The organism is Citrobacter freundii complex sp. CFNIH2, from assembly GCF_002880615.1.
Taxonomy (GTDB): Bacteria; Pseudomonadota; Gammaproteobacteria; order Enterobacterales; family Enterobacteriaceae; genus Citrobacter_A; species Citrobacter_A amalonaticus_F.
The window spans coordinates 2591132-2613856 of record NZ_CP025757.1 but is presented as its reverse complement, the minus strand read 5'-3'; the positions used below and the strand labels follow the sequence as shown (position 1 = coordinate 2613856).

The 22725-nt window shown below is 54.3% G+C and carries 19 protein-coding genes; 11 read left to right on the top strand and 8 right to left on the bottom strand.

Features of this window, described 5'->3' with window-relative positions:
* The first annotated feature begins 14 nt into the window (after nucleotides 1-14).
* Nucleotides 15-1388: a proline-specific permease ProY gene (gene proY / locus WM46_RS12900; RefSeq protein WP_043001619.1), complete on the top strand. Its 1374-nt coding sequence runs from the start codon at nucleotides 15-17 to the stop codon at nucleotides 1386-1388.
* 137 nt (nucleotides 1389-1525) lie between these two features.
* Nucleotides 1526-3343: a maltodextrin glucosidase gene (gene malZ, locus WM46_RS12895; RefSeq protein WP_102602445.1), complete on the top strand. Its 1818-nt coding sequence runs from the start codon at nucleotides 1526-1528 to the stop codon at nucleotides 3341-3343.
* On the opposite strand, the gene WM46_RS12890 is transcribed toward malZ, so the two are convergent.
* Nucleotides 3337-4239 (bottom strand): LysR family transcriptional regulator, encoded by a 903-nt coding sequence (locus tag WM46_RS12890; protein WP_102602444.1) that lies wholly within the window; start codon nucleotides 4237-4239, stop codon nucleotides 3337-3339. The two genes, malZ and WM46_RS12890, sit on opposite strands and share 7 nt — an antisense overlap.
* 269 nt (nucleotides 4240-4508) lie before the next feature.
* Here WM46_RS12890 and WM46_RS12885 point away from each other — a divergent pair, with 269 nt between their 5' ends.
* The 5 genes from WM46_RS12885 (at nucleotide 4509) to WM46_RS12865 (ending at nucleotide 11920) form a co-directional block, all read left to right on the top strand.
* Nucleotides 4509-5150 (top strand): hydrolase, encoded by a 642-nt coding sequence (locus tag WM46_RS12885; protein ID WP_042324582.1) that lies wholly within the window; start codon nucleotides 4509-4511, stop codon nucleotides 5148-5150.
* 140 nt (nucleotides 5151-5290) lie between these two features.
* Nucleotides 5291-5836, top strand: a complete 546-nt coding sequence (locus WM46_RS12880; RefSeq protein ID WP_061076609.1) for an antibiotic biosynthesis monooxygenase — start codon at nucleotides 5291-5293, stop codon at nucleotides 5834-5836.
* A gap of 21 nt (nucleotides 5837-5857) precedes the next feature.
* Nucleotides 5858-7726 (top strand): amidohydrolase, encoded by a 1869-nt coding sequence (locus WM46_RS12875; RefSeq protein WP_102602443.1) that lies wholly within the window; start codon nucleotides 5858-5860, stop codon nucleotides 7724-7726.
* A 136-nt stretch (nucleotides 7727-7862) separates the two neighbouring features.
* The gene (locus tag WM46_RS12870; protein ID WP_102602442.1) at nucleotides 7863-10529 is read left to right on the top strand and encodes a DUF2339 domain-containing protein; all 2667 of its coding nucleotides are present in this window, start codon (nucleotides 7863-7865) and stop codon (nucleotides 10527-10529) included.
* A complete protein-coding gene (locus tag WM46_RS12865; protein WP_102602441.1) occupies nucleotides 10526-11920 on the top strand; it encodes a DUF3999 domain-containing protein in 1395 nt (464 codons plus the stop codon). The genes WM46_RS12870 and WM46_RS12865 overlap by 4 nt, the downstream gene beginning before the upstream one ends.
* 101 nt (nucleotides 11921-12021) lie before the next feature.
* Here WM46_RS12865 and fba read toward each other — a convergent pair whose 3' ends face one another.
* From fba to acpH, 7 genes are all read right to left on the bottom strand, one after another.
* Nucleotides 12022-12882, bottom strand: a complete 861-nt coding sequence (gene fba / locus WM46_RS12860) for a class II fructose-1,6-bisphosphate aldolase (RefSeq protein ID WP_061076613.1) — start codon at nucleotides 12880-12882, stop codon at nucleotides 12022-12024.
* 29 nt (nucleotides 12883-12911) lie between these two features.
* A complete protein-coding gene (locus WM46_RS12855; RefSeq protein ID WP_102602440.1) occupies nucleotides 12912-13874 on the bottom strand; it encodes a carbohydrate kinase family protein in 963 nt (320 codons plus the stop codon).
* A 66-nt stretch (nucleotides 13875-13940) separates the two neighbouring features.
* Nucleotides 13941-15332 carry a PTS ascorbate transporter subunit IIC gene (locus tag WM46_RS12850; protein ID WP_061076615.1) on the bottom strand — a complete coding sequence of 464 codons (1392 nt, stop codon included), beginning with the start codon at nucleotides 15330-15332 and terminating at the stop codon, nucleotides 13941-13943.
* Between the two features lie 20 nt (nucleotides 15333-15352).
* The gene (locus tag WM46_RS12845) at nucleotides 15353-15640 is read right to left on the bottom strand and encodes a PTS sugar transporter subunit IIB (RefSeq protein ID WP_004099415.1); all 288 of its coding nucleotides are present in this window, start codon (nucleotides 15638-15640) and stop codon (nucleotides 15353-15355) included.
* Nucleotides 15641-15645: 5 nt separating this feature from the next.
* Nucleotides 15646-16089 (bottom strand): PTS sugar transporter subunit IIA, encoded by a 444-nt coding sequence (locus WM46_RS12840; protein ID WP_102602439.1) that lies wholly within the window; start codon nucleotides 16087-16089, stop codon nucleotides 15646-15648.
* A 460-nt stretch (nucleotides 16090-16549) separates the two neighbouring features.
* On the bottom strand, nucleotides 16550-17152 hold the full coding sequence (locus WM46_RS12835) for a peroxiredoxin (RefSeq protein ID WP_042324573.1): 603 nt from the start codon (nucleotides 17150-17152) through the stop codon (nucleotides 16550-16552).
* Nucleotides 17153-17357: 205 nt separating this feature from the next.
* A complete protein-coding gene (gene acpH, locus WM46_RS12830; protein WP_102602438.1) occupies nucleotides 17358-17939 on the bottom strand; it encodes an ACP phosphodiesterase in 582 nt (193 codons plus the stop codon).
* A gap of 296 nt (nucleotides 17940-18235) precedes the next feature.
* Here acpH and queA point away from each other — a divergent pair, with 296 nt between their 5' ends.
* The 4 genes from queA to secD are packed head-to-tail and all read left to right on the top strand — an operon-like array spanning nucleotide 18236 to nucleotide 22718.
* On the top strand, nucleotides 18236-19306 hold the full coding sequence (gene queA, locus WM46_RS12825) for a tRNA preQ1(34) S-adenosylmethionine ribosyltransferase-isomerase QueA (RefSeq protein WP_102602437.1): 1071 nt from the start codon (nucleotides 18236-18238) through the stop codon (nucleotides 19304-19306).
* 54 nt (nucleotides 19307-19360) lie between these two features.
* Nucleotides 19361-20488, top strand: coding sequence for a tRNA guanosine(34) transglycosylase Tgt (tgt, locus tag WM46_RS12820; RefSeq protein ID WP_012133574.1), 1128 nt, complete (start codon nucleotides 19361-19363; stop codon nucleotides 20486-20488).
* A gap of 22 nt (nucleotides 20489-20510) precedes the next feature.
* A complete protein-coding gene (yajC, locus tag WM46_RS12815; protein ID WP_042324569.1) occupies nucleotides 20511-20843 on the top strand; it encodes a preprotein translocase subunit YajC in 333 nt (110 codons plus the stop codon).
* A gap of 27 nt (nucleotides 20844-20870) precedes the next feature.
* Nucleotides 20871-22718 carry a protein translocase subunit SecD gene (gene secD, locus WM46_RS12810; protein WP_102602436.1) on the top strand — a complete coding sequence of 616 codons (1848 nt, stop codon included), beginning with the start codon at nucleotides 20871-20873 and terminating at the stop codon, nucleotides 22716-22718.
* Nucleotides 22719-22725 lie beyond the last annotated feature (7 nt).

Genomic DNA, 22725 nt, shown 5'->3' with positions numbered 1-22725 from the left:
TGGGTTAGGAATCGATGGAAAGTAATAACAAGCTGAAGCGTGGGCTAAGCACCCGACACATTCGCTTTATGGCCCTGGGCTCAGCAATCGGCACCGGGCTGTTTTATGGCTCTGCGGACGCCATCAAAATGGCCGGGCCGAGCGTGCTGCTGGCCTACATTATCGGTGGGGTGGCGGCCTATATCATTATGCGCGCGTTGGGGGAAATGTCTGTACACAACCCTTCCGCCAGCTCCTTTTCGCGCTATGCGCAGGAAAACCTCGGCCCGCTCGCCGGTTACATTACCGGCTGGACCTACTGTTTTGAAATCCTGATTGTCGCCATTGCCGACGTGACCGCGTTCGGCATCTATATGGGCGTCTGGTTTCCGACGGTGCCGCACTGGATCTGGGTACTCAGCGTGGTGCTGATCATTTGCGCCATCAACCTGATGAGCGTGAAAGTGTTTGGTGAGCTGGAGTTCTGGTTCTCCTTCTTTAAAGTTGCCACCATCATCATCATGATTGTGGCTGGCTTCGGTATCATCATCTGGGGGATTGGCAACGGCGGACAACCGACCGGGATCCATAACCTTTGGACTAACGGCGGTTTCTTCAGCAACGGCTGGCTGGGGATGGTGATGTCGCTGCAGATGGTGATGTTTGCCTACGGCGGTATTGAAATCATCGGTATCACTGCCGGTGAAGCGAAAGACCCGGAGAAATCTATTCCGCGCGCGATTAACTCGGTGCCGATGCGTATCCTGGTGTTCTATGTGGGGACGCTGTTCGTCATCATGTCTATCTACCCGTGGAACCAGGTGGGAACCGACGGTAGCCCGTTTGTGCTGACCTTCCAGCATCTCGGTATCACCTTTGCCGCCAGCATTCTTAATTTTGTGGTGCTCACCGCATCATTGTCAGCAATCAACTCTGACGTCTTTGGCGTCGGTCGTATGCTGCACGGGATGGCGGAGCAGGGCAGTGCGCCGAAAGTGTTCGCCAAAACCTCGCGTCGGGGGATCCCGTGGGTCACCGTGATGGTGATGACTATCGCTCTGCTGTTTGCGGTGTATCTGAATTACATCATGCCGGAGAATGTCTTCCTGGTGATTGCGTCGCTGGCGACCTTCGCGACGGTATGGGTGTGGATTATGATCCTGCTGTCGCAAATCGCTTTCCGTCGTCGTCTGCCGCCGGAAGAGGTGAAAGCGCTGAAGTTTAAAGTGCCGGGCGGCGTGGCAACGACCATTGTAGGCCTGATTTTCCTCGTCTTTATCATCGGACTGATTGGTTATCATCCGGACACCCGCATCTCGTTGTACGTTGGCTGTGGCTGGATTGTTCTGCTGATGATTGGCTGGATGTTCAAGCGTCGCCACGATCGTCAGATGGCACAAGCGCAGTAATGTTGTACCGGGTGGCGTGAATGCCATCCGGTCATTTCTCCTCCCCCGAACTCCTCCCCCAATAAACCTTCAGATGATGAGTTATCCTGTAAATCGCTATGGCAAGGTGTGCTCATTTTCATCAAAGGGGATACGTGATGTTGAACGCCTGGCACCTACCGGTTGCCCCATTTGTTAAGCAAAACAAAGACCAACTGACCATTACGCTCTGGCTGACGGGGGAGAACCTGCCGCAGCGCGTTACGCTACGTGCGGAAAATGACAACGAAGAAATTGCGCTGGCGATGCACAAATTACGCACGCAGCCGTTTCCGGGCGTGACCGCCTGGCGTGCGGCGATTGATCTTCGCAGCGGGCAGCCGCGTCGGCGCTACAGCTTCAAGCTGCTCTGGATCGATCGCCAGTTGTGGTTTACACCGCAAGGATTGAGCCGTTTTCCGCCTGCTCGTCTGGAGCAATTTGCCGTGGATGCGCCGGACAGCGGGCCGCAGTGGGTGGCCGATCAGGTTTTCTACCAAATCTTTCCCGACCGTTTTGCCCGTAGCGCGTCACGCGACGCGCAGCAGGATCAAGTCTATTACCATCACGCCGCCGGGCAGGAGATTGTGCTACGTGACTGGGATGAACCGTTGACCGCGCAAGCTGGCGGCTCCACGTTTTATGGCGGCGACCTCGACGGCATCAGCGAAAAACTGCCGTACCTGAAAAAGCTGGGCGTCACCGCCCTGTACCTGAACCCGGTATTCACCGCCCCGAGCGTGCATAAATATGATACTGAGGATTACCGTCACGTTGATCCGCAGTTTGGCGGCGATCCGGCGCTGATGCGTCTGCGGTTGAAAACCCAACAACAGGGGATGCGGCTGGTGCTGGACGGCGTGTTTAACCACAGCGGCGACTCCCATACATGGTTCGATCGTCATCAGCGCGGCTCCGGCGGCGCGTGCCACCATCCGGATTCTCCCTGGCGTGACTGGTACAGCTTTTCGCCGGACGGCGTTGCGCTGGACTGGCTGGGATACTCCAGTCTGCCGAAGCTGGATTATCAGTCCGAAAGTCTGGTCAACGAAATGTATCGCGGCGAAGACAGCATCGTTCGTCACTGGCTGAAAGCACCGTGGAACATGGATGGCTGGCGGCTCGACGTCGTGCATATGCTGGGTGAAGCGGGCGGTGCGCGTAATAACCTTCAGCATGTCGCCGGGATCACTCAGGCGGCGAAGGGAACGCAGCCTGACGCCTACGTCTTTGGCGAACACTTTGGTGATGCGCGACAGTGGCTGCAGGCGGATGCAGAAGATGCTGCGATGAACTATCGTGGCTTCACTTTTCCGCTGTGGGGTTTTCTTGCCAATACCGATATCTCTTACGATCCCCAGCAGATTGACGCGCAGACCTGTATGGCGTGGATGGAGAACTATCGCGCCGGGCTTTCACATCAGCAGCAGTTGCGGATGTTCAACCAGCTCGACAGTCATGATACCGCCCGTTTCAAATCGCTCCTGGGCAATGATGTCGCCCGTCTGCCGCTGGCGGTCGTCTGGCTGTTTAGTTGGCCCGGCGTGCCCTGTATCTATTACGGCGATGAGGTGGGACTGGATGGCGATAACGATCCGTTCTGCCGCAAGACGTTTCCCTGGCAGGAGGAAAAACAGGATGCCACATTGCTTGCCTTGTACCAGCGGATGGCGAAGCTGAGGCATGGCATTCCGGCGCTACGCTACGGTGGGTGCCAGGTGGTCTATGCGGAAGACAACGTGGTGGTATTTTTGCGCGTCTACCAGCAGCAGCGCGTGCTGGTCGCCATTAACCGCGGCGAGGCGTGTGAAGTGGTGCTCCCGGCGTCACCGCTGCTCAACGTAAAAGAATGGTGCGGCAAAGAAGGGAAAGGGCAACTGTCTGACGATATTCTGACATTGCCGGCGATTTCCGCCACTCTCTGGGTGAATCACTGATACAGCCGCGCGATATCGGGGCTGGCAAGCAGCGTTTCCCGCCACCAGCGGTGCGCCAGCCCGTTGTGACCCTCGCGCCATGCCATATAGGCGACATCTTTTTCGCGAAACGAGATGACGCTTTTTTCGACCAGTTCGCCCGTGGCAAGCCACGGGCTGGCAATATGACGCGGAAGAAACCCACAGCCCATCCCGGCGCGCAGCAGCGCCACTTTACTGTGAAAATCATCGACATGGATCTGCGGCTGTTCTTCCATCAGGTTGGTTTGCAGCGGATGGCAAAAACGCGCGCTGTCGCTAATGACAATGGCGCGGTGCAGGCAGAGTTGTTCATTCGTCAATCGGTCAGAGAGTGCGGCCAGCGGATGATTGGGCGCCACCACAAAGACATTATCCAGAGTGCCTAACATTTTGTAGGACCACGCGGCAGATGTCGGCGGTTCGTTAATCGCACCAAGAATAATATCCGCGCCATTATGCGTTAGCTCTTCCCATGACCCCGCCAGCGTGTGGTATGAAAATTTAAGCTGCGTCTGTTTGTTCAGCGCGTGGAAGGCGTCGATGAGAGGTAACAGCACCTCAAAGGGGAAGGAGACATCCAGCGCAATGACCAGCTCTTTTTCCCAACCGGAGCTCAGTTGCAGCGCCTGCTTTTCCAGATCTTTTGCCGCGCTGAGCAGCAAACGCCCCTTTTCCAGCATCATCAGTCCGGTATCGGTGAATTTTGCCCGATGCCCGGAGCGGTCAAGCAGTTCGATGTTCAGGTCTTTTTCCAGCTTCTGAATCATATAGCTAAGCGCCGCGGGCGTCTTAAACAACGATTCGGCAGCGGCGGCAAAAGTACCGTATTTGTCGATAGCGTCCAGGATAAGCAGAACGTCCAGATTAATGCGCATAGGCTGAATATATCCCTGAAAATAAACCCCTCTGTTGTACCGAATGACGAGAAACAAAACCAGTGAATAAATTAGATGGAAGATGTGCATTTTTTTGAAGATAAAAGAAATATTGCCGTGACAGGGCTTATTTCACACAACGGTAAGTTTTCTTTAATAAGTCGTTAGAAATTTCCAACTATACTAAACAGGCTTTCTGATTCAGGATTTGATGGCTGACGGCGGATACCAGACGTCAATTTCTAACTCATTGATTAAGGAAGTATATTATGTCTATTCGGGAACTGATTAATCCATCTAACTCGACGCTCATTTTTATTGACCATCAGCCGCAAATGGCATTTGGGGTAGCGAATATTGATCGCCAGACGCTGAAAAATAATACTGTCGCGCTGGCAAAAGCAGGCAAAATATTTAATGTGCCGGTCATTTATACTTCAGTCGAAACAAAAAGTTTTAGTGGTTACATCTGGCCTGAGTTACTGGCGGTGCATCCGGATGTGAAACCTATCGAACGTACCTCCATGAACTCCTGGGAAGACGCGGCATTTGTGAAAGCCGTGGCGGCGACCGGGCGTAAAAAACTGATTATCTCTGCCTTATGGACTGAAGTGTGCCTGACCTTCCCGGCACTGATGGCGCTGGAAGCCGGTTACGAAGTGTATGTGGTAACGGATACCTCCGGCGGCACCTCTGTTGATGCGCATGAGCGCGCGATCGATCGCATGGTGCAGGCCGGCGCCGTACCGGTGACCTGGCAACAGGTTCTGCTGGAGTACCAGCGTGACTGGTCACGCAAAGAGACCTATGACGCGGTGATGGATCTGGTTCGTGAACACAGCGGTGCCTACGGCATGGGCGTGGATTATGCCTACACCCTGGTGCACGGCGCGCCGGAACGTAAAGCCTGATTCTGAATTAAAAACCAGGAAAATCAATGCATTGATTTTCGGCTGATGATCACAAGGAAGGAAAAACCACGTTTTTTCCTTCCTTGTCAGCAGTCTGATGGTAGAGCAACCCGCCATTAACCTTCAGCAAGGAACTTTTCATGGCGCAGAATACACATGTGACGTTGGTAATTACGCATACGCTGCAGCCCGACCAGGCGGCGCGTTATGAGTTATGGTTGGGGAAAATTATGCCAGTCGCGGCAGCGTTTCCCGGGCATCTTGGGGCGAATGTGATTCGCCCGACGGATGGGCAAAATCTGTGGAACATCATTATTCGCTTCGACACGCTCGAGCATCTCTATAACTGGACGCAATCAGACACGCGGCGGATCCTGGTCGAAGAGATCGCTCCACTGTTGGCGGAAGGCGATAAAACCGAGATCCACACCGAAGCGGCATTCTGGTTTACGCCCCCCGCGCCACACGTCCGTCAACCTCTGCGCTGGAAGCAGTTCCTGATCACTCTGCTGGTTATCTTTCCCAGCACCAATCTGGTGCCGTGGCTGACCGGCATGCTATTGCCGTCGCTGAAGGGAACGCTGTTACTGCATCTGATCAACGATGCCTGTGTGGTTGCGCTGGTGGTCTGGTTGTGGATGCCCATCGTAACCCGTTTGTTTGCCGGTTGGTTGAAAAAAGCCTGATCGGCTCGTCAGGAGAGTGTTATGTCTCAAACTGCCTCATTGATTCTGACCCACGGAAAAATACATACCCTCGATAGCCACTGCCCGCAGGCTGATGCCGTGGCGATCAAGGACGGAAAAATTCTCGCCACGGGAACGCACGATCAGGTGATGCGTTTTGCCGCTGATGGTACACAGGTGATTGATCTGAAAGGTCACACGGTGATTCCAGGGCTTAATGATTCCCACCTGCATTTGATCCGCGGTGGGCTGAATTACAATCTTGAGCTGCGCTGGGAAGGGGTACCCTCGCTGGCCGATGCGCTGCGTATGCTGAAAGAACAGGCCGACCGAACCCCGTCGCCGCAATGGGTTCGTGTGGTGGGCGGCTGGAGTGAATTTCAGTTTGCCGAACGCCGGATGCCAACGCTGGAAGAGCTTAACGACGCCGCGCCGGATACTCCCGTTTTCGTGCTGCATCTGTACGATCGTGCGCTGTTAAACCGCGCGGCGCTGAAAGCCGTGGGATACACCAAAGCGACACCCGATCCGGCAGGCGGCGAGATCGTCCGCGATGGCAACGGTAACCCCACCGGGATGCTGATCGCCAAACCTAACGCCATGATCCTTTACTCGACGCTGGCGAAAGGGCCAAAACTGCCGCTGGAGATGCAGGTGAACTCCACCCGCCAGTTTATGCGTGAACTGAATCGTCTCGGACTGACCAGCGCCATCGACGCTGGCGGCGGTTTTCAGAACTACCCGGAAGATTACGAGATCATCGAGCAACTGCATGCCAACAATCAGATGACGGTGCGCATTGCCTATAACCTGTTTACTCAGCGGCCGAAGCAGGAACTGGAAGACTTTGAGCGCTGGACCGATATGCTCAAGCCGGGCCAGGGGACCGATTTCTACCGTGCTAACGGGGCCGGGGAGATGCTGGTCTTCTCCGCAGCGGACTTTGAAGACTTCCTGCAACCGCGCCCGGATTTGCCGCAAGGGATGGAGGATGAACTGGAGCGCGTGGTGCGCCATCTGGTGGAGCACCGCTGGCCGTTCCGTCTGCATGCCACTTACGATGAGTCCATCAGCCGGATGCTGGATGTGTTTGAGAAAGTGAACCGTGATATTCCATTCAACGGTCTGCACTGGTTCTTCGACCACGCCGAGACTATCAGCGAGCGCAATATCGATCGCGTGAAAGCGCTGGGCGGCGGCATTGCGGTACAGCATCGTATGGCCTTCCAGGGCGAATACTTTATCGACCGTTACGGGAAAGAGGCGGTGAAACAGACGCCGCCAGTGGCAAAAATGCTGGCCGCCGAGGTGCCGGTGGGGCTCGGAACGGATGCCACTCGCGTTGCCAGCTATAACCCGTGGACGGCGCTGTACTGGCTGGTGTCCGGGCGCACGGTCGGTGGGACGGCGATGTATGACAACAACAACCGTCTGCCGCGCGACGTGGCGCTGGAACTGTGGACAGCGGGGAGCGCGTGGTTTTCCAGCGAGCAGGGCAAAAAAGGGCGCATTGCTAAAGATCAACTGGCCGACCTGGTGGTGCTGTCAAAAGACTACTTCAACGTCACGGAAGAGGAGATCAAAGGTATTGAGTCGGTGATGACGATTGTCGATGGCAAAGTGGTGTATGCCGCCGGACAGTTTACTCCGCTGGCGCCGCCTGCGATCCCGGTCGTCCCGGACTGGTCTCCGGTGGTGAAAGTACCGGGACACTATCGTTCGGCGCCGCCAGCCGCCGCGAAAGTGGGCGCCGTGGTGCAGATGCACCAGTGCTGCGGGAGCTGCGGCGTGCACGGTCATCAGCATGATATTGCCCGTCAGTCAGGGATCCCGGTGTCTGACGATCGGGCCTTCTGGGGCGCGCTTGGCTGCTCGTGCTTTGCGTTTTAATCACGCCTGACAGCCTCTGCCAGTGCGCAGAGGCTGACTGTATTTTCTGAAAAGTGGTTCACTCTGCTAACAGATATGGCACAAATGCAACAATTTGTGTCATTCTGGACTGTCCTAATACAGTGAAGGTGGATACATGGACGACCTTTTAATCCTTGGCTGCGTCTTTTTGTTCTTCGCGCTGGTGGTGGTGCCCATCCTGTCGATTATTGCCTTTAATCGCAGTTCGGCGACGCGCGATGAGCTTGCCAGGTTACGCCGACGGGTAGAAGAGCTGGAGCAACGCGGCGTTGTTGCCCCTGCGACAACACCGACGGCAGCGGCACCGGTTCAGCCTGCGGAGACGGTCGTGGAGAGCGACCCGGCCCCGATCCCGGTGGCGGCGCCAGAACCTGAACCCAAACCGACTCCCGTCAATCCCTGGCGCTCGCATACGCCGCAGAACGCGGCAAGCGCCGAGAAAATCGTCGAAAGAGAAGTCCCTGTTGCCGCAGCGCAACCCTCCGCCTTTGGCGGCGTGATGTCATCGCTGGTGCGCTGGTTTATGCAGGGTAATCCGCTGGCTAAACTGGGGATCCTGCTTCTCTTCCTCGGTCTCTCTTTCCTGTTGCGCTATACGGTCGAGCACTCTCTGTTCCCGCTTGAGCTGCGTCTGGTTGCGGCGGCGCTGTTTGCGATTGTCCTGCTGGCGATAGGCTGGCGTCTGCGGCATAAACAGCCAATCTATGCCCTCATTTTGCAGGGCGGGGCGACAGGTGCGCTCTATCTCACTGTCTTTGGCGCGTTTCGCCTCTGGCAAATGCTGCCGATGACGCTGGCCTTTGTGCTGCTGGTGGTTATCTGCGCGGCGAGCGTTGGACTGGCGATTCTGCAAAAAGCGCTCAGTCTGGCGATGCTGGCGAGCCTCGGTGGCTATCTTGCCCCGCTGCTGCTTTCGACGGGAAGCGGTAACTATGTCGCGCTGTTCTCTTTCTATTTGCTGCTTTCGGTCGGCATTCTGGCGATCAGCGTCTGGCAACACTGGCGCGAGCTTAATCTGCTCGGGCTGCTCTTTACCTTTGGTGTTGGCGGTCTCTGGGGGCTGGACGACTATCAACCAGCGTATTACCTGAACTGCCAGTTTTTCCTGATTGCCAACATTTTGCTTTTTGGCGTGCTGAGCGTGGCGCTGTCGCTGCGAGCGCAGGCGAAGGGCAAGCAGATTATCGATGGCGTTTTGCTGTTTGCGCCGCCGCTCATTGGTTTTGGTATGCAGTACGCCATTATCCGCCACTGGGAATATGGTCCGGCGCTCAGCGCGCTGGGCTACGGCGGTTTCTATCTGGTACTGGCATGGCTGGCATTACGCCGCTACCCGTCGTTGGGCCGACCGCTGGTGCTGGCTGCGCTGGCGCTGGGCGGCGCGTTTACCACCCTTGCGATCCCGCTGGCGCTGTCGGCGCAGTGGACGGCCATGGCCTGGGCGCTGGAAGGTCTGGGGATCCTGTGGCTGGGAGTGCAACAGCAGCAGCGACGCATGAGCTACAGCGGCACCGCGCTGCTGGTGCTGGCGCTCGGCAGCGCGCTGTGGGCGCAGGCGAACAGCACTACCGCGCTTTCGCTGATGCTGATCTTTGCCATCCTTAGCGTCTGCTGGCTGGCAGGGGCGTGGCTGTGGCGTAAGATTCATCTGCGCGGCAGCATGGGACTGCTGGCGGGCGGGGTGATTTTCTGGATTGTGGCGCTCGCTGGCGCCGCGCAGTGGCTGCTGACCACCGATTCGCAGGTGATGGCGGGTGTGCTGGCGCTGATGGCCGTGTCGGTCTGGGGCTGGCGATTTGCCGCCGCACGCCTGACGTGGCAGGCGCTGGATGCCTGCAAATGGTTGCTGTGGCCGATGATGCTGGTGGCGCTGTTGTATCAGATATCTCAGCAGCAGATTTTTGCCGCAGGCTGGCAGAATCTGGCCTGGTGTCTGGCATTACCGGCGGCGGTGGCGTTGCTCTGGCGTGATGCTGAGGCGTTGCCGCCGCGTCTTTCCCGACTGGCACATCTCTCGCTTTTCTGGATGATTCTGTTGGCGCTGGCGGCGGAACTGTTCTGGTTTGCCCGCGATCTACCGTGGGGAATGGCGGCCTGGGGCAGCGGTGTGGCGATGGCGGCAGGCGGTGCGTTGATTTTCCTCGTCTCAATGGCCGTTCGTCGTCAGTTGTGGCCGTTCCGGGTCTGGCCCGCGCTGTATGCCTGTCAGGGGCTGATTCCTGTCGCGGCGGCGTCAGTGGGGCTGTTAGTGCTGACCAATTTGCAGGACGGCGTGGTCTATCGTCAGACCTGGCTACCGCTTATCAACCCGCTGGAAGAAGGGGCGGCTTTTGCGCTGCTGGGATTGATCGTGTTTTATCGCGCTTCCCTGCGCTTTTTCCCGGTGCAGGTGTCCGTATGTCGTCCGTGGCCTGTGGTTGCGCTGGTCGCACTCGGCTTCTGGTGGCTGAACGGTATGCTGCTGCGCGCGTTGGCCTGGTATGGCGAGGTGGCGTGGAACGTGGAAGCGCTGTGGCATTCACGGCTGATTCAGACCTGTTTTGCGCTGTTCTGGATGCTGGTGGCGCTGGTAGTGATGCTACGCGCGACCCGCTATCGTTCACGCCGGGAATGGCTGTGCGGGGCGGTATTGTTAGGAATTGTGATTGTGAAACTGATGCTGGTGGACAGCGCGCGTGGCGGCGGCCTGGCGCGTGCGGTCGCGTTTATCGGTGTGGCTATACTGGTGCTCATTGTCGGGTATTTTTCACCGTTACCGCCCAAAGCTGGAGAAGAAAAATGAAATGGATGAAAGCGGTATTATGTAGCGTGCTGCTGGGCGTGGCAGGAACCGCCGTCGGCAGTGATGACGTGAAGGAGTCTCCGACGGATTACGCGACGGGCGTTATGCTGGAAACCCCCGGCGCATCGCCGTGGTATCGCGTGTCGCTCCCGCAGGCGGTGTACCAGGGGACCGCCTGGCCAGATTTGCGCGATGTCCGCGTCTTTAATCATGCGGGGGACACGGTGCCGTTTACACTGGTGGCGCAGAAAACCCAGCCCGTTACGCCGCAAACGGTCACGCTGAGACTCTTCCCCCTGGATATGTCGCCTGTCCCGCCGCGTGAGGAGGGGAGACGTAGCGGGGAGTCTTTTGTCTTACGCTCGAAGACCGGCATTGAAATTCATCTGGAAAGTGATGACGTTAAAACGGTCGGACAGAGCTATTTATTGATGTTGCCGGAGGAGATGAAAGACGACTTTTTCCTGGAGCAACTGCGTCTGAACTGGGATACCCCGACGGGTAACTGGCAGGGGAAAGCGTCGGTCTATGCCAGCCGTGATTTACGCTACTGGCGGTCCGTACAGGAAGAGGCGCCGCTGATGGCGCTGACGCGTGATAACGATCGGCTGAAAATGGATACCATTAGTGCCAGCCTGAGACTCTCTGCCGATGGGAATCGTTATCTGCTGGTGATCCTCGACTCACAAAGCCCGGCGCTGACGTTAAACAGCGTGACCGCTATTGCCGAAAACAGCGCGCCGGAATCCGCACGAATCGAGATCGGCGCGCAAGAGGAGAAGGTGTCCAATGACGAAGCGGTCTGGCGCTGGACACAGCCGCAGCCTCTGACTTCGCTCAGAATCGATCTGGATGATGAAGGGGTTTTACCGGTAGAACTGGCGTGGCGTAGCGCTGAAAAAGCGCCCTGGCAGCCGCTGACGAAAACTGTGCTTTATCGCCTGAACGGCAAGCGTTCGGAGGATATTCGTCTTTCCGGTCAACAGGTTGACGCCGTTCGGATGACGACCATTAACGCTCGCCTGCCGGAGAGGCTGCCTGCGCTGAGCGGCGCGCGGGACAGTTATCAACTGGTGTTTAATACTCAGGGAAAAGGGCCTTACATGCTGGCCTGGGGCAACCGGGCGGCGCAAAAAGCGGATATTGGCCTTGATTTGCTGATCCCGGCGTCGCTACGTAAAACGCAGGAGCCGGACTCTCTGCCACGGGCCACGCCTCAGAATGAGGTCGCTCTCGGCGGCGAGGCGCGACTGACGGCAACATCGGCTGCCGAGCAACAAAGTCAGTGGAAAACGGTGCTGGTGTGGGGGGCGCTGATACTGGGGGTCGCCGTTCTGGCGCTAATGGCCTGGCGTATCTGGCGGGAAGTCAAAAAGGACGGTACGCAGTAAGCGATAAAAAGGCTCGTCGTCAGCAATATATTGCCCGCCCCGGCGTTGACCGGCGGCGGGTTTCTCCCTGAGATGGCGTTACTCGATGAAGCCAGACGTTTCTAATAGCGGTTTTGCGAGCCAAAAAGTTCGATGCGGCGCGCAATCATCTCGCGTACCGGTTTTAGCCCCTGATTGATCACTTTCCGCGGGTCATTCACGTCGTGACCGGTATCGGCAGCAAATATCGCTTTCACTTCCTGGCACCAGGCGTACATATTTTCAGTATTGACGTTAATTTTTGCCGTCCCGCAGGCAATGGCTTTACGCATGTCGTCGTCAGCAATACCGGTGCCGCCGTGCAATACCAGAGGGACTTTCACCAACTCGGAAATGGTTTTCATCTCCGTAAACCCTAGTTTCGCTTTGCCTTTATACAGTCCATGGGTTGAACCCAGCGCGGCCGCCAGGCAATCGACCTGGGTTTCTTTGACCAGGGTGTAGCACTCCTGTGGGTCGGCGTAAATCACCTCGGAATTGACAATACCGTCTTCACTGCCGGCGATGGTACCCAGCTCAGCCTCAACCGAAATGCCTTTGCTGTGGGCCAGTTCAACCAGATGACGGGTGATGGCCAGGTTTTCGTTAAACGGCAGGTGTGAACCATCAAACATAATGGAACTGAATCCGGCGTCGATAGCCGCTTCGCAGGCTTCGCGGGTGGTTCCATGATCCAGGTGCAGTGCGACCGGAATATCAATGTTTAAATAATCTATCGCATTAACCACGATGTCATGAATACATTTTAATCCCAGCATATGTTTAACCGTACCGCCGGAAACGCCTAAAATAACCGGAGAGCGCAGCTGTTGTCCTGTGCTTAATACCGCACCGACCCATTCCAGATTGTTAATATTGAATTGTCCTACGGCATAACCGTCCCGTAGGGCATGCTGAAGCATGTCCTTCATAGAAACTAACATAATCACCTCTTGATATTCATTAAAAGCAATTACTCGCCAAAATATTGCTTTAAGTTTCTTTCGTAGCTATTTAACGAGTTGTGGACAACGGCAAGATCCGGCATAGATTCGCGGACACCTTTTTTTTCTATGGAAATTGCGGCGGTCAGGCTGGAAAATAAAATGATATTATCAATATGCCATGAGTAATGAACGCCGTAAGTAAAGGCTCCGTGGAATACATCTCCTGCGCCGGTGGTATCAACGGCATTGCACAGCCAGGCAGGCACAATTTGCAGCATGCCATTTTTTAATAACGCACAACCTTTTTCCCCGAGGGTAATAAAGGCTTCCCCACGGCAAATTTTATTTAACTCGACTAACGCTGCTTTAATTTCTGCTTCAGTACTCAGAGCACGATATCCCATATAGTCACGGGCAAAGTGTTCGCTGACCACAAAATAATCGGTCCAGGCCGCTAGCTTAATATTACTGTCACGTAATGAGCCGCCATCCATGACCACTCGCGCTGATGGGAGTTTCTTAATTAAGTACTCACTGATTTCCGCTTCATGACCATCAATTAATAGCGTTACGGGCTCGTCTGACGCAATCAACCGTTCAGCTAAATCATCAAGCCTGAGCTTCTGGTCATAGGTCAGCGAAGGTGGCGTCTGCATTTTACGGGTAATAATCGTCCGCGACCCCGTTAAGCGGTTTACCAGCACTGATGCCAGCGGCGTGATCATTTCATCGGAGAAGACGACCTGGCTGGTATCGACGCCCGCCTGGGCAAACTCATCGATAATCCGCTGACCGTAAAGGTCCTGGTTCAGATGGCCGATGTAATAAACATCTTCGCCCCATAATCCCAGTAGCCACGCCGCATTTGCTGCCGGGCCGCCGCCACTTTCAATAAAGTCATGGCAGAAATTTTTGGTATTTTCCTGCGGCCATTCATTCAAAAAGAAAAACTGATCAAAACATGAAAACCCGATGGACAAGATAGCCATAACAACTCCTGATTATTTTGTCAGCTGCGGGAAGAAATCCCTTCCCGCAGGGAAAAATGAAACCGCTTATTCATTTTTCTTATCCGCAGTGAGCTCCTCATAGCTGAGCGTGTCACCGACTACGCGAACCGAACGGAAGCAGAATGGCACCAGCAGCGCGACGATAAGCGCCAGACAAATCATATAGATAGTGATCTGACCAAACTGGGTGAAGGCGTTACCGATAATAATTCCCCACACCGCGAAGTCAAAGTCAGCGAAGGTGCTGTTTTCGAAGCCCAGGTTACCCAATGCCGGAAGCAGCATGGCTGGCAGGAAAGCAAGGAATATGCCGCCGATAAAGGAGGCGATGATGCAGCCGCGCTTACCGCCAAGCTTGTCGGCGAATACCCCGGAGGTCCCGCCACAGAAGAAGTGCGGTACCATGCCCGGAATAATCAGCGCCATTCCCAGTCCACCCAACATGAGCATACCGACCAGACCGCCAACAAATGAGCTGATAAAGCCTACGACGACCGCCGTTGGGCTGAAGGTGAAGAAGACCGCGCAGTCAACGGCAGGGATTGAGTCAGGAATCAGCTTCTGGCTAATCCCCTGGAATGCCGGAACCAGATCGCCGAGGATCAGCCGTACGCCGTTGTAAACGATGGCGACGCCAACCGCAAACTGCAGACCGGTAAGGATAGAGAAGATCAACATGTTCTGATCCGTTATCGTACGGAGATATTCAGTGCCAGCAACGGCGCTGCATACAAAGTAGATAATGAACATCACAATCCCGGTTGTGACCGTGGTATCGCGCAGAAAGCCCCACTTTTCTGAGATTTCAGTATCGGCGAATGAGTTTGCCGGGTTACCGGTTTTTGTGGCGATCCAGGCTGAGATGTAATAGCCCAGGGAGCCAAAGTGTCCCATCGCGATACCGCCGTCTTCAGTCACCTGTTTGGTATAACGCTGGCCGATTGCCGGAGAAATGGCCGACCATGAGCCGAGCAAGAATCCGCCAATTAAAACCAACATCCAGCCGCGGAATTCCGCTGCCTGTAAGACCGCTGAAAACAGGCACGCCAGAAAGAATGAGTGGTGGCCGGTCAGAAAGATATATTTGTACTTGGTACAGCGAGCAATAATGAGGTTAAAAATAAAACCTAACAGCAAAATACTCATGGTTTCCACACCCAGAACTTTTTGCGCGACGGAAACAATAGCCTCGTTGTTAGGAATTACGCCGCGAATATTAAATCCGGCTTCGATAATTCCGCCAAGCGGGTTCAGGTTGGCAACGATAACACCAGCACCTGCGCTTAACATTAAATACCCTAAAATAGGCTTTAAGGTACCGGTGAGTAATTTATTCCCTGGAGAACGCAGCGCCACTAAACCGACAAATGCGATAATCCCCATCAGGAATGCGGGTTGGCTAAATATTTCTGATAAGAAACTAAGAATAGCCTGCATGATCGTTCCCTCAATAATGATTAAGAGTGAGTTGCAGCAATTTTGGTCAGTGCCTCGGTAATATCTTCAGCAATTTTTGCTTTATGCACGTAGCTACGAATAATGGCGACGTTACAGTGCGCAGGAAACTGGTTTGCCAGCTCTTTAATCGTGACATAAAGATCGGCTTTTTCTCCTACGGCGTTAGCGAAATCAACGGAAGCAACGTCGGCTTTGATACCTAATTCATCACATATTTTTTTGACATTATTCGCAGCCATTAATGAACTGCCAATACCGTTACCACAAACCGTTCTGATAACTAACATAATGACTACTCCATTTGTTTTTGGATGAAATGTAATACTGAATTAATGTCATTTTCCTGCTGAAGAAAGGTCACAATATCGGACTCAATCAGTGAGGCGATCAGCTGGATCATTTTTATATGACTATCGGCATCTGCGCCTGCGATGGCGATGATGACGTTAACCGGATCAAACTCCTCATGGCCAAAGGCGATCGGTTGTTGACTGGTGACTAAAGAAAATCCGGTCAGCAATGCGCCTTTTTCTGGCCGGGCATGGGGCATCGCCAGGCCATAGTCGATAACAATGGCAGAGCCGAAATCCCGGTAGACCTTAACCATTTCACTGACATATTCCGGGCGACAAATATTTTGCCGGACCAGTAACGAGCCAGCCAGTTCGATAGCCTGCTCGGGGCTGGAAATATTCTGCTTAAGCGTAATCAGTCCAGGGTTAAAAATAATGTCCATCATCCGATCCTTAATGCGTTCATATTCCTGAACGTGATCATGGCCAAATATAGCAACAAAAATTATGGGACAGATCACATATGGATTTTTAAATGTTGAAGCCGATCACACCAGGGGAATGTTGGCATTATTTTGTCGACAAACGATTTATTTTTTATGTTGTTTTACATCAATGAGTTAGATTGTATCTTTTTTGCGCGGAAGAAACGGAGCGTAAAGATAAACCGTCAAATGTCTGAATTTAAAATGAAGGAATGCGATTTTTATCACAAATAATGGGGTGTTTTTTTTACAAAGTTTGAACGAGTTGGCAAAAATCAGGCTGAAGAGGGATTTTACTCATTGATGACATCAATATTTGTATGGCGATGCGTTAAAAAGGTGTTGCGAGATGGTAGGGCTGGCGGTCAGAAAACAAAAAAGGCTCGCCGAGGCGAGCCTTTTCATTAATTCATGCCGATTACAGGCTGGAGACGTTTTCGGTCAGGTATTTTGCAACGCCGTCCGGAGAGGCGTTCATACCTTCTTTGCCTTTTTCCCACTGTGCCGGGCAAACTTCACCGTGCTCTTCGTGGAACTGCAGCGCGTCAACCATACGCAGCATTTCGTCGATGTTACGGCCCAGCGGCAGGTCGTTAACCACCTGGTGGCGAACCACGCCGTTTGCGTCGATCAGGAAAGAACCACGCAGCGCAACGCCCGCTTCCGGATGTTCGATGCCATAGGCTTTCTGAATTTCACGCTTAACGTCAGCAACCATTGCGTATTTCACTGCACCGATGCCGCCTTTGTCGACAGGGGTGTTACGCCATGCGTTGTGGACGAATTCTGAGTCAAAAGAAACGCCAACCACTTCAACGCCGCGCTTCTGGAATTCTTCATAACGTTTGTCGAACGCGATCAGTTCAGACGGGCAAACGAAGGTGAAATCCATTGGCCAGAAGAACAGAACGGTTGCTTTGCCATTGGTGTGCTGTTTGAAATTGAAGTTCTCAACAATCTCACCGCTACCGAGTACCGCAGCTGCTGTGAAATCCGGAGCCTGACGAGTCACCAGTACCATATTATTCTCCTGCAAAGTTAAGGGTTTTTGGAACGCAACGCGGGCCAGTATAGAAGGTGATGGCGAATATGACAAAGAGGCGCTGACAATCGTTCAGTGAGCTTTTACCTATCAATATTCTCAGTAGCCTCGGTAAGCGAAAGCGCCACCAGACAAATCGCCGGAGGGCGGCTTTGTCGTATCCGCTCGACTGATCCAACCGGTATCAGAGCGTTTTCTGCCTGGCTTGTTCCATCATCCGTGGGTAAAACTGCCAGAAACGCACTTCCAGCGCATCGTAATGGTTGTCCAGGTCGTACCAGGAGTCGCGGAGCGCATCCAGACGCGGACGACGGCTTGCCATCCCGTTCAATACGTTCTGGATAAAATCCATATCGCGATAGCGTTCCAGCCACTTTTCCGACCACAGGTAATCGTTCAGATTGACAAAGCGCGGCGGCGAATCAGGCAGAATGGTGGAGACCTGGGCGTGGGCATAGCCGACAAAGGCCTGTAGCGGAAACTCAGGGGAAATGTGCGCCCAATGACGCGAGAGGAAATGATCCCACATTACGTCCAGCGTAATCGGCGCAACGCGACGGGTTTCGCTACGAAACCACTCTCGCGCCTCGCGGACTTCCGGCAGGTTATCGGTCATCACGTCTATACGACGGTGCATCAGAATGCCGTCCACGATGTCTGGTGGATAGTGTGATTCCGGGTTTCCGCGGACAAAATCGGCCAGCAGATTGCCGGAAAGCGAACTATCAGCGAGATGGGCTAAATGCAGGTGAGCCAGAAAATTCATATACACTTCATCCTTCGAACTGCCTCTTTGTTGGCTGATGAGTTACTCGCCTCATCCATGAGACTCGCCCTTACGGACCGCCGCTCCGCGACGTTCAAATCTGTTCCCTACAGATTTGCCACTCACTCTTGTGACTGGCTTGTGCAAGCGCCTGGGGGCTCACTCAGTTGCTGCCTCGATGCATCTTGAATGATTTTGTGTATAGGTTATGTGATTTATCCTGAGGGGTAAAGGTTGCAGGGAGCGCGCCCCGGCACTAGACTACCCGCCTCTTATTTTTAGTCTGAGTCAGTGTCATGCGCGTTGCCGATTTTTCCTTTGAATTACCTGAATCCCTGATTGCCCACTACCCGCAGCCGGAGCGCAGTAGCTGCCGTTTGCTGTCGCTGGACGGGCCGACGGGCGCGCTAACGCATGGCACTTTCACCGACTTGCTCGATAAGCTCAACCCTGGCGATCTGTTGGTCTTTAATAATACCCGCGTGATCCCGGCGCGCCTGTTTGGGCGTAAAGCCAGCGGCGGCAAGATTGAAGTTCTCGTTGAACGCATGCTGGATGATAAACGCATCCTCGCACATATTCGCGCCTCCAAAGCGCCGAAACCGGGCGCAGAACTGCTGCTTGGCGATGACGAAAGCATCAATGCGACGATGACGGCTCGCCACGGCGCGCTGTTTGAAGTCGAATTTAACGACACGCGTCCGGTACTGGATATTCTCAATGCCATTGGTCACATGCCGCTGCCGCCGTATATCGACCGCCCGGATGAAGACGCCGATCGCGAGCTTTACCAGACGGTGTACAGCGAAAAGCCCGGCGCCGTTGCTGCGCCAACGGCGGGCCTGCACTTTGACGAGCCGCTGCTGGAAAAACTGCGCGAGAAAGGTATCGAGATGGCGTTTGTGACGCTGCACGTCGGCGCAGGGACATTCCAGCCGGTGCGGGTGGATACCATTGAAGATCACATCATGCACTCCGAATATGCGGAAGTGCCGCAAGAGGTGGTAGATGCGGTGCTGGCGGCGAAAGCGCGCGGCAACCGGGTGATTGCGGTAGGCACGACCTCAGTGCGTTCTCTGGAGAGCGCGGCGCAGGCGGCGAAGAACGCGCTCATTGCACCGTTCTTTGGCGACACACAAATCTTCATCTATCCAGGTTATCAATACAAAGTGATTGATGCGCTGGTGACCAACTTCCATCTGCCTGAATCGACATTGATTATGCTGGTCTCGGCGTTTGCCGGTTATCAGCACACGATGAATGCCTACAAGGCTGCGGTAGAACAAAATTATCGCTTTTTTAGCTACGGGGACGCGATGTTTATCACGTACAATCCGCAGGCTATTTCTGAGCGCGTCGGGGAGTAAATCCGCGGCGCAGGTTGACACGTTGGACTGTTTTTCTGACGTACTGGAGAAAAAATGAAATTCGAACTGGATACCACCGACGGACGCGCCCGCCGTGGCCGCCTGGTGTTTGATCGTGGCGTGGTGGAAACGCCTGCTTTTATGCCGGTGGGGACCTACGGCACCGTTAAAGGCATGACGCCGGAAGAAGTTGAAGCCACTGGCGCGCAGATCATTCTTGGTAATACCTTCCATCTCTGGCTACGTCCAGGCCAGGAGATCATGAAGCTGCATGGCGACCTGCATGATTTCATGCAGTGGAAAGGCCCTATTCTGACGGACTCCGGCGGTTTCCAGGTTTTCAGCCTGGGCGATATCCGTAAGATCACCGAACAGGGCGTGCACTTCCGCAATCCGATCAACGGCGATCCGATTTTCCTTGATCCAGAAAAATCGATGGAGATTCAGTACGATCTCGGTTCCGATATTGTCATGATTTTTGACGAATGCACGCCGTACCCGGCGGACTGGGACTATGCTAAACGATCGATGGAGATGTCACTGCGCTGGGCGAAGCGTAGCCGCGACCGTTTTGACGGTCTGGGCAACAAAAATGCGCTTTTTGGCATCATCCAGGGCAGTGTTTACGAAGATTTACGTGATATCTCTGTGAAAGGTCTGGTAGAGATTGGCTTTGATGGCTACGCTGTCGGCGGTCTGGCTGTGGGTGAGCCGAAGGAAGATATGCATCGCATCCTCGAGCATGTTTGCCCGCAAATTCCGGCAGATAAACCACGTTACCTGATGGGCGTCGGTAAGCCAGAAGATCTGGTTGAAGGCGTGCGTCGCGGTATCGATATGTTTGACTGCGTGATGCCAACTCGCAATGCGCGTAATGGTCACCTGTTCGTGACCGATGGCGTGGTGAAAATTCGCAATGCGAAGCATAAGAGCGATACCAGCCCACTCGATGCTGAGTGTGATTGCTACACCTGTCGCAATTATTCACGTGCCTACTTGCATCATCTTGATCGTTGCAACGAAATATTGGGCGCGCGACTCAACACGATTCATAACCTGCGTTACTACCAGCGTTTGATGGCGGGTTTACGCAAGGCTATTGAAGAGGGTAAATTAGAGAGCTTCGTGACCGATTTTTACCAACGTCAGGGTCGACCGGTTCCACCTTTGAACGTTGATTAATTTTAATAATGAGGGAATTTGAATGAGCTTTTTTATTTCTGATGCGGTAGCGGCAACAGGTGCTCCGGCGCAGGGCAGCCCGATGTCTCTGATTCTGATGCTGGTGGTGTTTGGTCTGATTTTCTATTTCATGATCCTGCGTCCACAGCAGAAGCGCACCAAAGAGCATAAAAACCTGATGGCCTCCATCGCGAAAGGTGATGAAGTCCTGACTAACGGTGGCCTGGTAGGCCGAGTGACCAAAGTTGCAGAATCTGGTTACATCGCTATCGCACTGAACGATACCACTGAAGTGGTTATCAAACGTGATTTCGTAGCTGCCGTTCTGCCGAAAGGCACCATGAAGGCGCTGTAATAGTAACTTTTCCCTAAGGGAACTGCCGTGTTAAACCGTTATCCTTTGTGGAAGTACATCATGCTGATCGTCGTCATTGTCGTCGGTCTGCTGTATGCGCTTCCCAACCTGTATGGTGAGGATCCGGCCGTTCAAATCACTGGCGCGCGCGGTGTCGCCGCCAGTGAGCAAACGCTGATCCAGGTCCAGAATACGTTACAACAAGAAAAAATTACCGCTAAGTCTGTGGCACTGGAAGAGGGCGCGATTCTTGCTCGCTTCGACACCACCGACACCCAACTGCGCGCACGTGAAGCACTGGTGGACGTGCTGGGTGATAAATACGTCGTGGCGCTTAACCTTGCTCCGGCAACCCCGCGCTGGTTGGCGGCCATCAAAGCAGAACCGATGAAACTCGGTCTTGACCTGCGTGGCGGCGTTCACTTCCTGATGGAAGTGGATATGGATACCGCGCTGGGGAAACTGCAGGAACAAAATATCGACAGCCTGCGCAGCGATCTGCGTACAGAAGGCATCCCGTATACTACCGTTCGTAAAGAAGACAATTACGGCCTGAGCATCAACTTCCGCGATGCCGACGCACGTGATAAAGCGATTGCTTACCTCAGCAAGCGTCACCAGGATCTGGTGATCACAAGTCAGGGCAGTAATGCGCTGCGTGCGGTGATGACCGATGCGCGTCTGAGCGAAGCGCGTGAATACGCGGTACAACAGAACATCAATATCCTGCGTAACCGTGTGAACCAGTTGGGCGTCGCCGAACCGGTGGTACAACGCCAGGGCGCGGATCGTATCGTGGTCGAGCTGCCGGGTATTCAGGACACGGCGCGTGCGAAAGAGATTCTCGGCGCGACAGCAACGCTGGAGTTCCGTCTGGTCAACACCAACGTTGATCAGTCTGCGGCGGCTTCCGGTCGTGTGCCGGGCGATTCCGAAGTGAAACAGATGCGCGAAGGTCAGCCGGTTGTGCTGTACAAACGCGTCATCCTGACCGGTGACCATATCACTGACTCCACTTCCAGCCAGGACGAATACAACCAACCGCAGGTAAACATCTCGCTGGATAGCGCAGGTGGCAACATCATGTCTAACTTCACCAAGGACAATATCGGTAAACCGATGGCGACCCTGTTTGTGGAGTACAAAGACAGCGGTAAGAAAGACGCTAACGGTCGTGCGGTGCTGGTGAAACAGGAAGAGGTGATTAACATCGCCAACATCCAGTCTCGTCTGGGCAACAGCTTCCGTATTACCGGGATCAACAACCCGAACGAAGCGCGTCAGCTTTCTCTGCTGCTGCGTGCCGGTGCGCTGATTGCGCCGATTCAGATTGTTGAAGAACGGACCATCGGTCCAACCCTGGGGATGCAGAACATCAAGCAGGGTCTGGAAGCATGTCTGGCCGGTCTGGCGGTGTCCATCCTGTTCATGATTCTGTTCTATAAGAAATTTGGTCTGATTGCGACCAGCGCGCTGATCGCTAACCTGGTACTGATTGTCGGCGTCATGTCGCTGCTGCCGGGGGCAACGCTGAGTATGCCGGGGATTGCGGGGATCGTCTTAACCCTTGCCGTCGCCGTCGATGCGAACGTCCTGATCAACGAACGTATCAAAGAAGAGTTGAGTAACGGACGTTCGGTGCAGCAGGCGATCAACGAAGGGTATGCGGGCGCCTTCAGTTCCATTTTTGATGCGAACATTACGACGCTTATCAAAGTCGTTATCCTGTATGCCGTCGGCACCGGGGCCATTAAAGGGTTCGCGATCACTACCGGTATCGGTATTGCGACGTCAATGTTTACCGCGATCGTCGGTACCCGTGCCATCGTGAACCTGCTGTATGGCGGCAAGCGCATCACGAAGCTGTCAATCTGAGGAGTGC

What these genes read in the sequence shown, in the direction of transcription:
- proY (WP_043001619.1), top strand. Translation starts at nt 15, where the DNA reads ATGGAAAGTAATAACAAGCTGAAGCGTGGGCTAAGCACCCGACACATT.
- malZ (WP_102602445.1), top strand. Translation starts at nt 1,526, where the DNA reads ATGTTGAACGCCTGGCACCTACCGGTTGCCCCATTTGTTAAGCAAAAC.
- WM46_RS12890 (WP_102602444.1), bottom strand. Translation starts at nt 4,239, where the DNA reads ATGCGCATTAATCTGGACGTTCTGCTTATCCTGGACGCTATCGACAAA.
- WM46_RS12885 (WP_042324582.1), top strand. Translation starts at nt 4,509, where the DNA reads ATGTCTATTCGGGAACTGATTAATCCATCTAACTCGACGCTCATTTTT.
- WM46_RS12880 (WP_061076609.1), top strand. Translation starts at nt 5,291, where the DNA reads ATGGCGCAGAATACACATGTGACGTTGGTAATTACGCATACGCTGCAG.
- WM46_RS12875 (WP_102602443.1), top strand. Translation starts at nt 5,858, where the DNA reads ATGTCTCAAACTGCCTCATTGATTCTGACCCACGGAAAAATACATACC.
- WM46_RS12870 (WP_102602442.1), top strand. Translation starts at nt 7,863, where the DNA reads ATGGACGACCTTTTAATCCTTGGCTGCGTCTTTTTGTTCTTCGCGCTG.
- WM46_RS12865 (WP_102602441.1), top strand. Translation starts at nt 10,526, where the DNA reads ATGAAATGGATGAAAGCGGTATTATGTAGCGTGCTGCTGGGCGTGGCA.
- fba (WP_061076613.1), bottom strand. Translation starts at nt 12,882, where the DNA reads ATGTTAGTTTCTATGAAGGACATGCTTCAGCATGCCCTACGGGACGGT.
- WM46_RS12855 (WP_102602440.1), bottom strand. Translation starts at nt 13,874, where the DNA reads ATGGCTATCTTGTCCATCGGGTTTTCATGTTTTGATCAGTTTTTCTTT.
- WM46_RS12850 (WP_061076615.1), bottom strand. Translation starts at nt 15,332, where the DNA reads ATGCAGGCTATTCTTAGTTTCTTATCAGAAATATTTAGCCAACCCGCA.
- WM46_RS12845 (WP_004099415.1), bottom strand. Translation starts at nt 15,640, where the DNA reads ATGTTAGTTATCAGAACGGTTTGTGGTAACGGTATTGGCAGTTCATTA.
- WM46_RS12840 (WP_102602439.1), bottom strand. Translation starts at nt 16,089, where the DNA reads ATGGACATTATTTTTAACCCTGGACTGATTACGCTTAAGCAGAATATT.
- WM46_RS12835 (WP_042324573.1), bottom strand. Translation starts at nt 17,152, where the DNA reads ATGGTACTGGTGACTCGTCAGGCTCCGGATTTCACAGCAGCTGCGGTA.
- acpH (WP_102602438.1), bottom strand. Translation starts at nt 17,939, where the DNA reads ATGAATTTTCTGGCTCACCTGCATTTAGCCCATCTCGCTGATAGTTCG.
- queA (WP_102602437.1), top strand. Translation starts at nt 18,236, where the DNA reads ATGCGCGTTGCCGATTTTTCCTTTGAATTACCTGAATCCCTGATTGCC.
- tgt (WP_012133574.1), top strand. Translation starts at nt 19,361, where the DNA reads ATGAAATTCGAACTGGATACCACCGACGGACGCGCCCGCCGTGGCCGC.
- yajC (WP_042324569.1), top strand. Translation starts at nt 20,511, where the DNA reads ATGAGCTTTTTTATTTCTGATGCGGTAGCGGCAACAGGTGCTCCGGCG.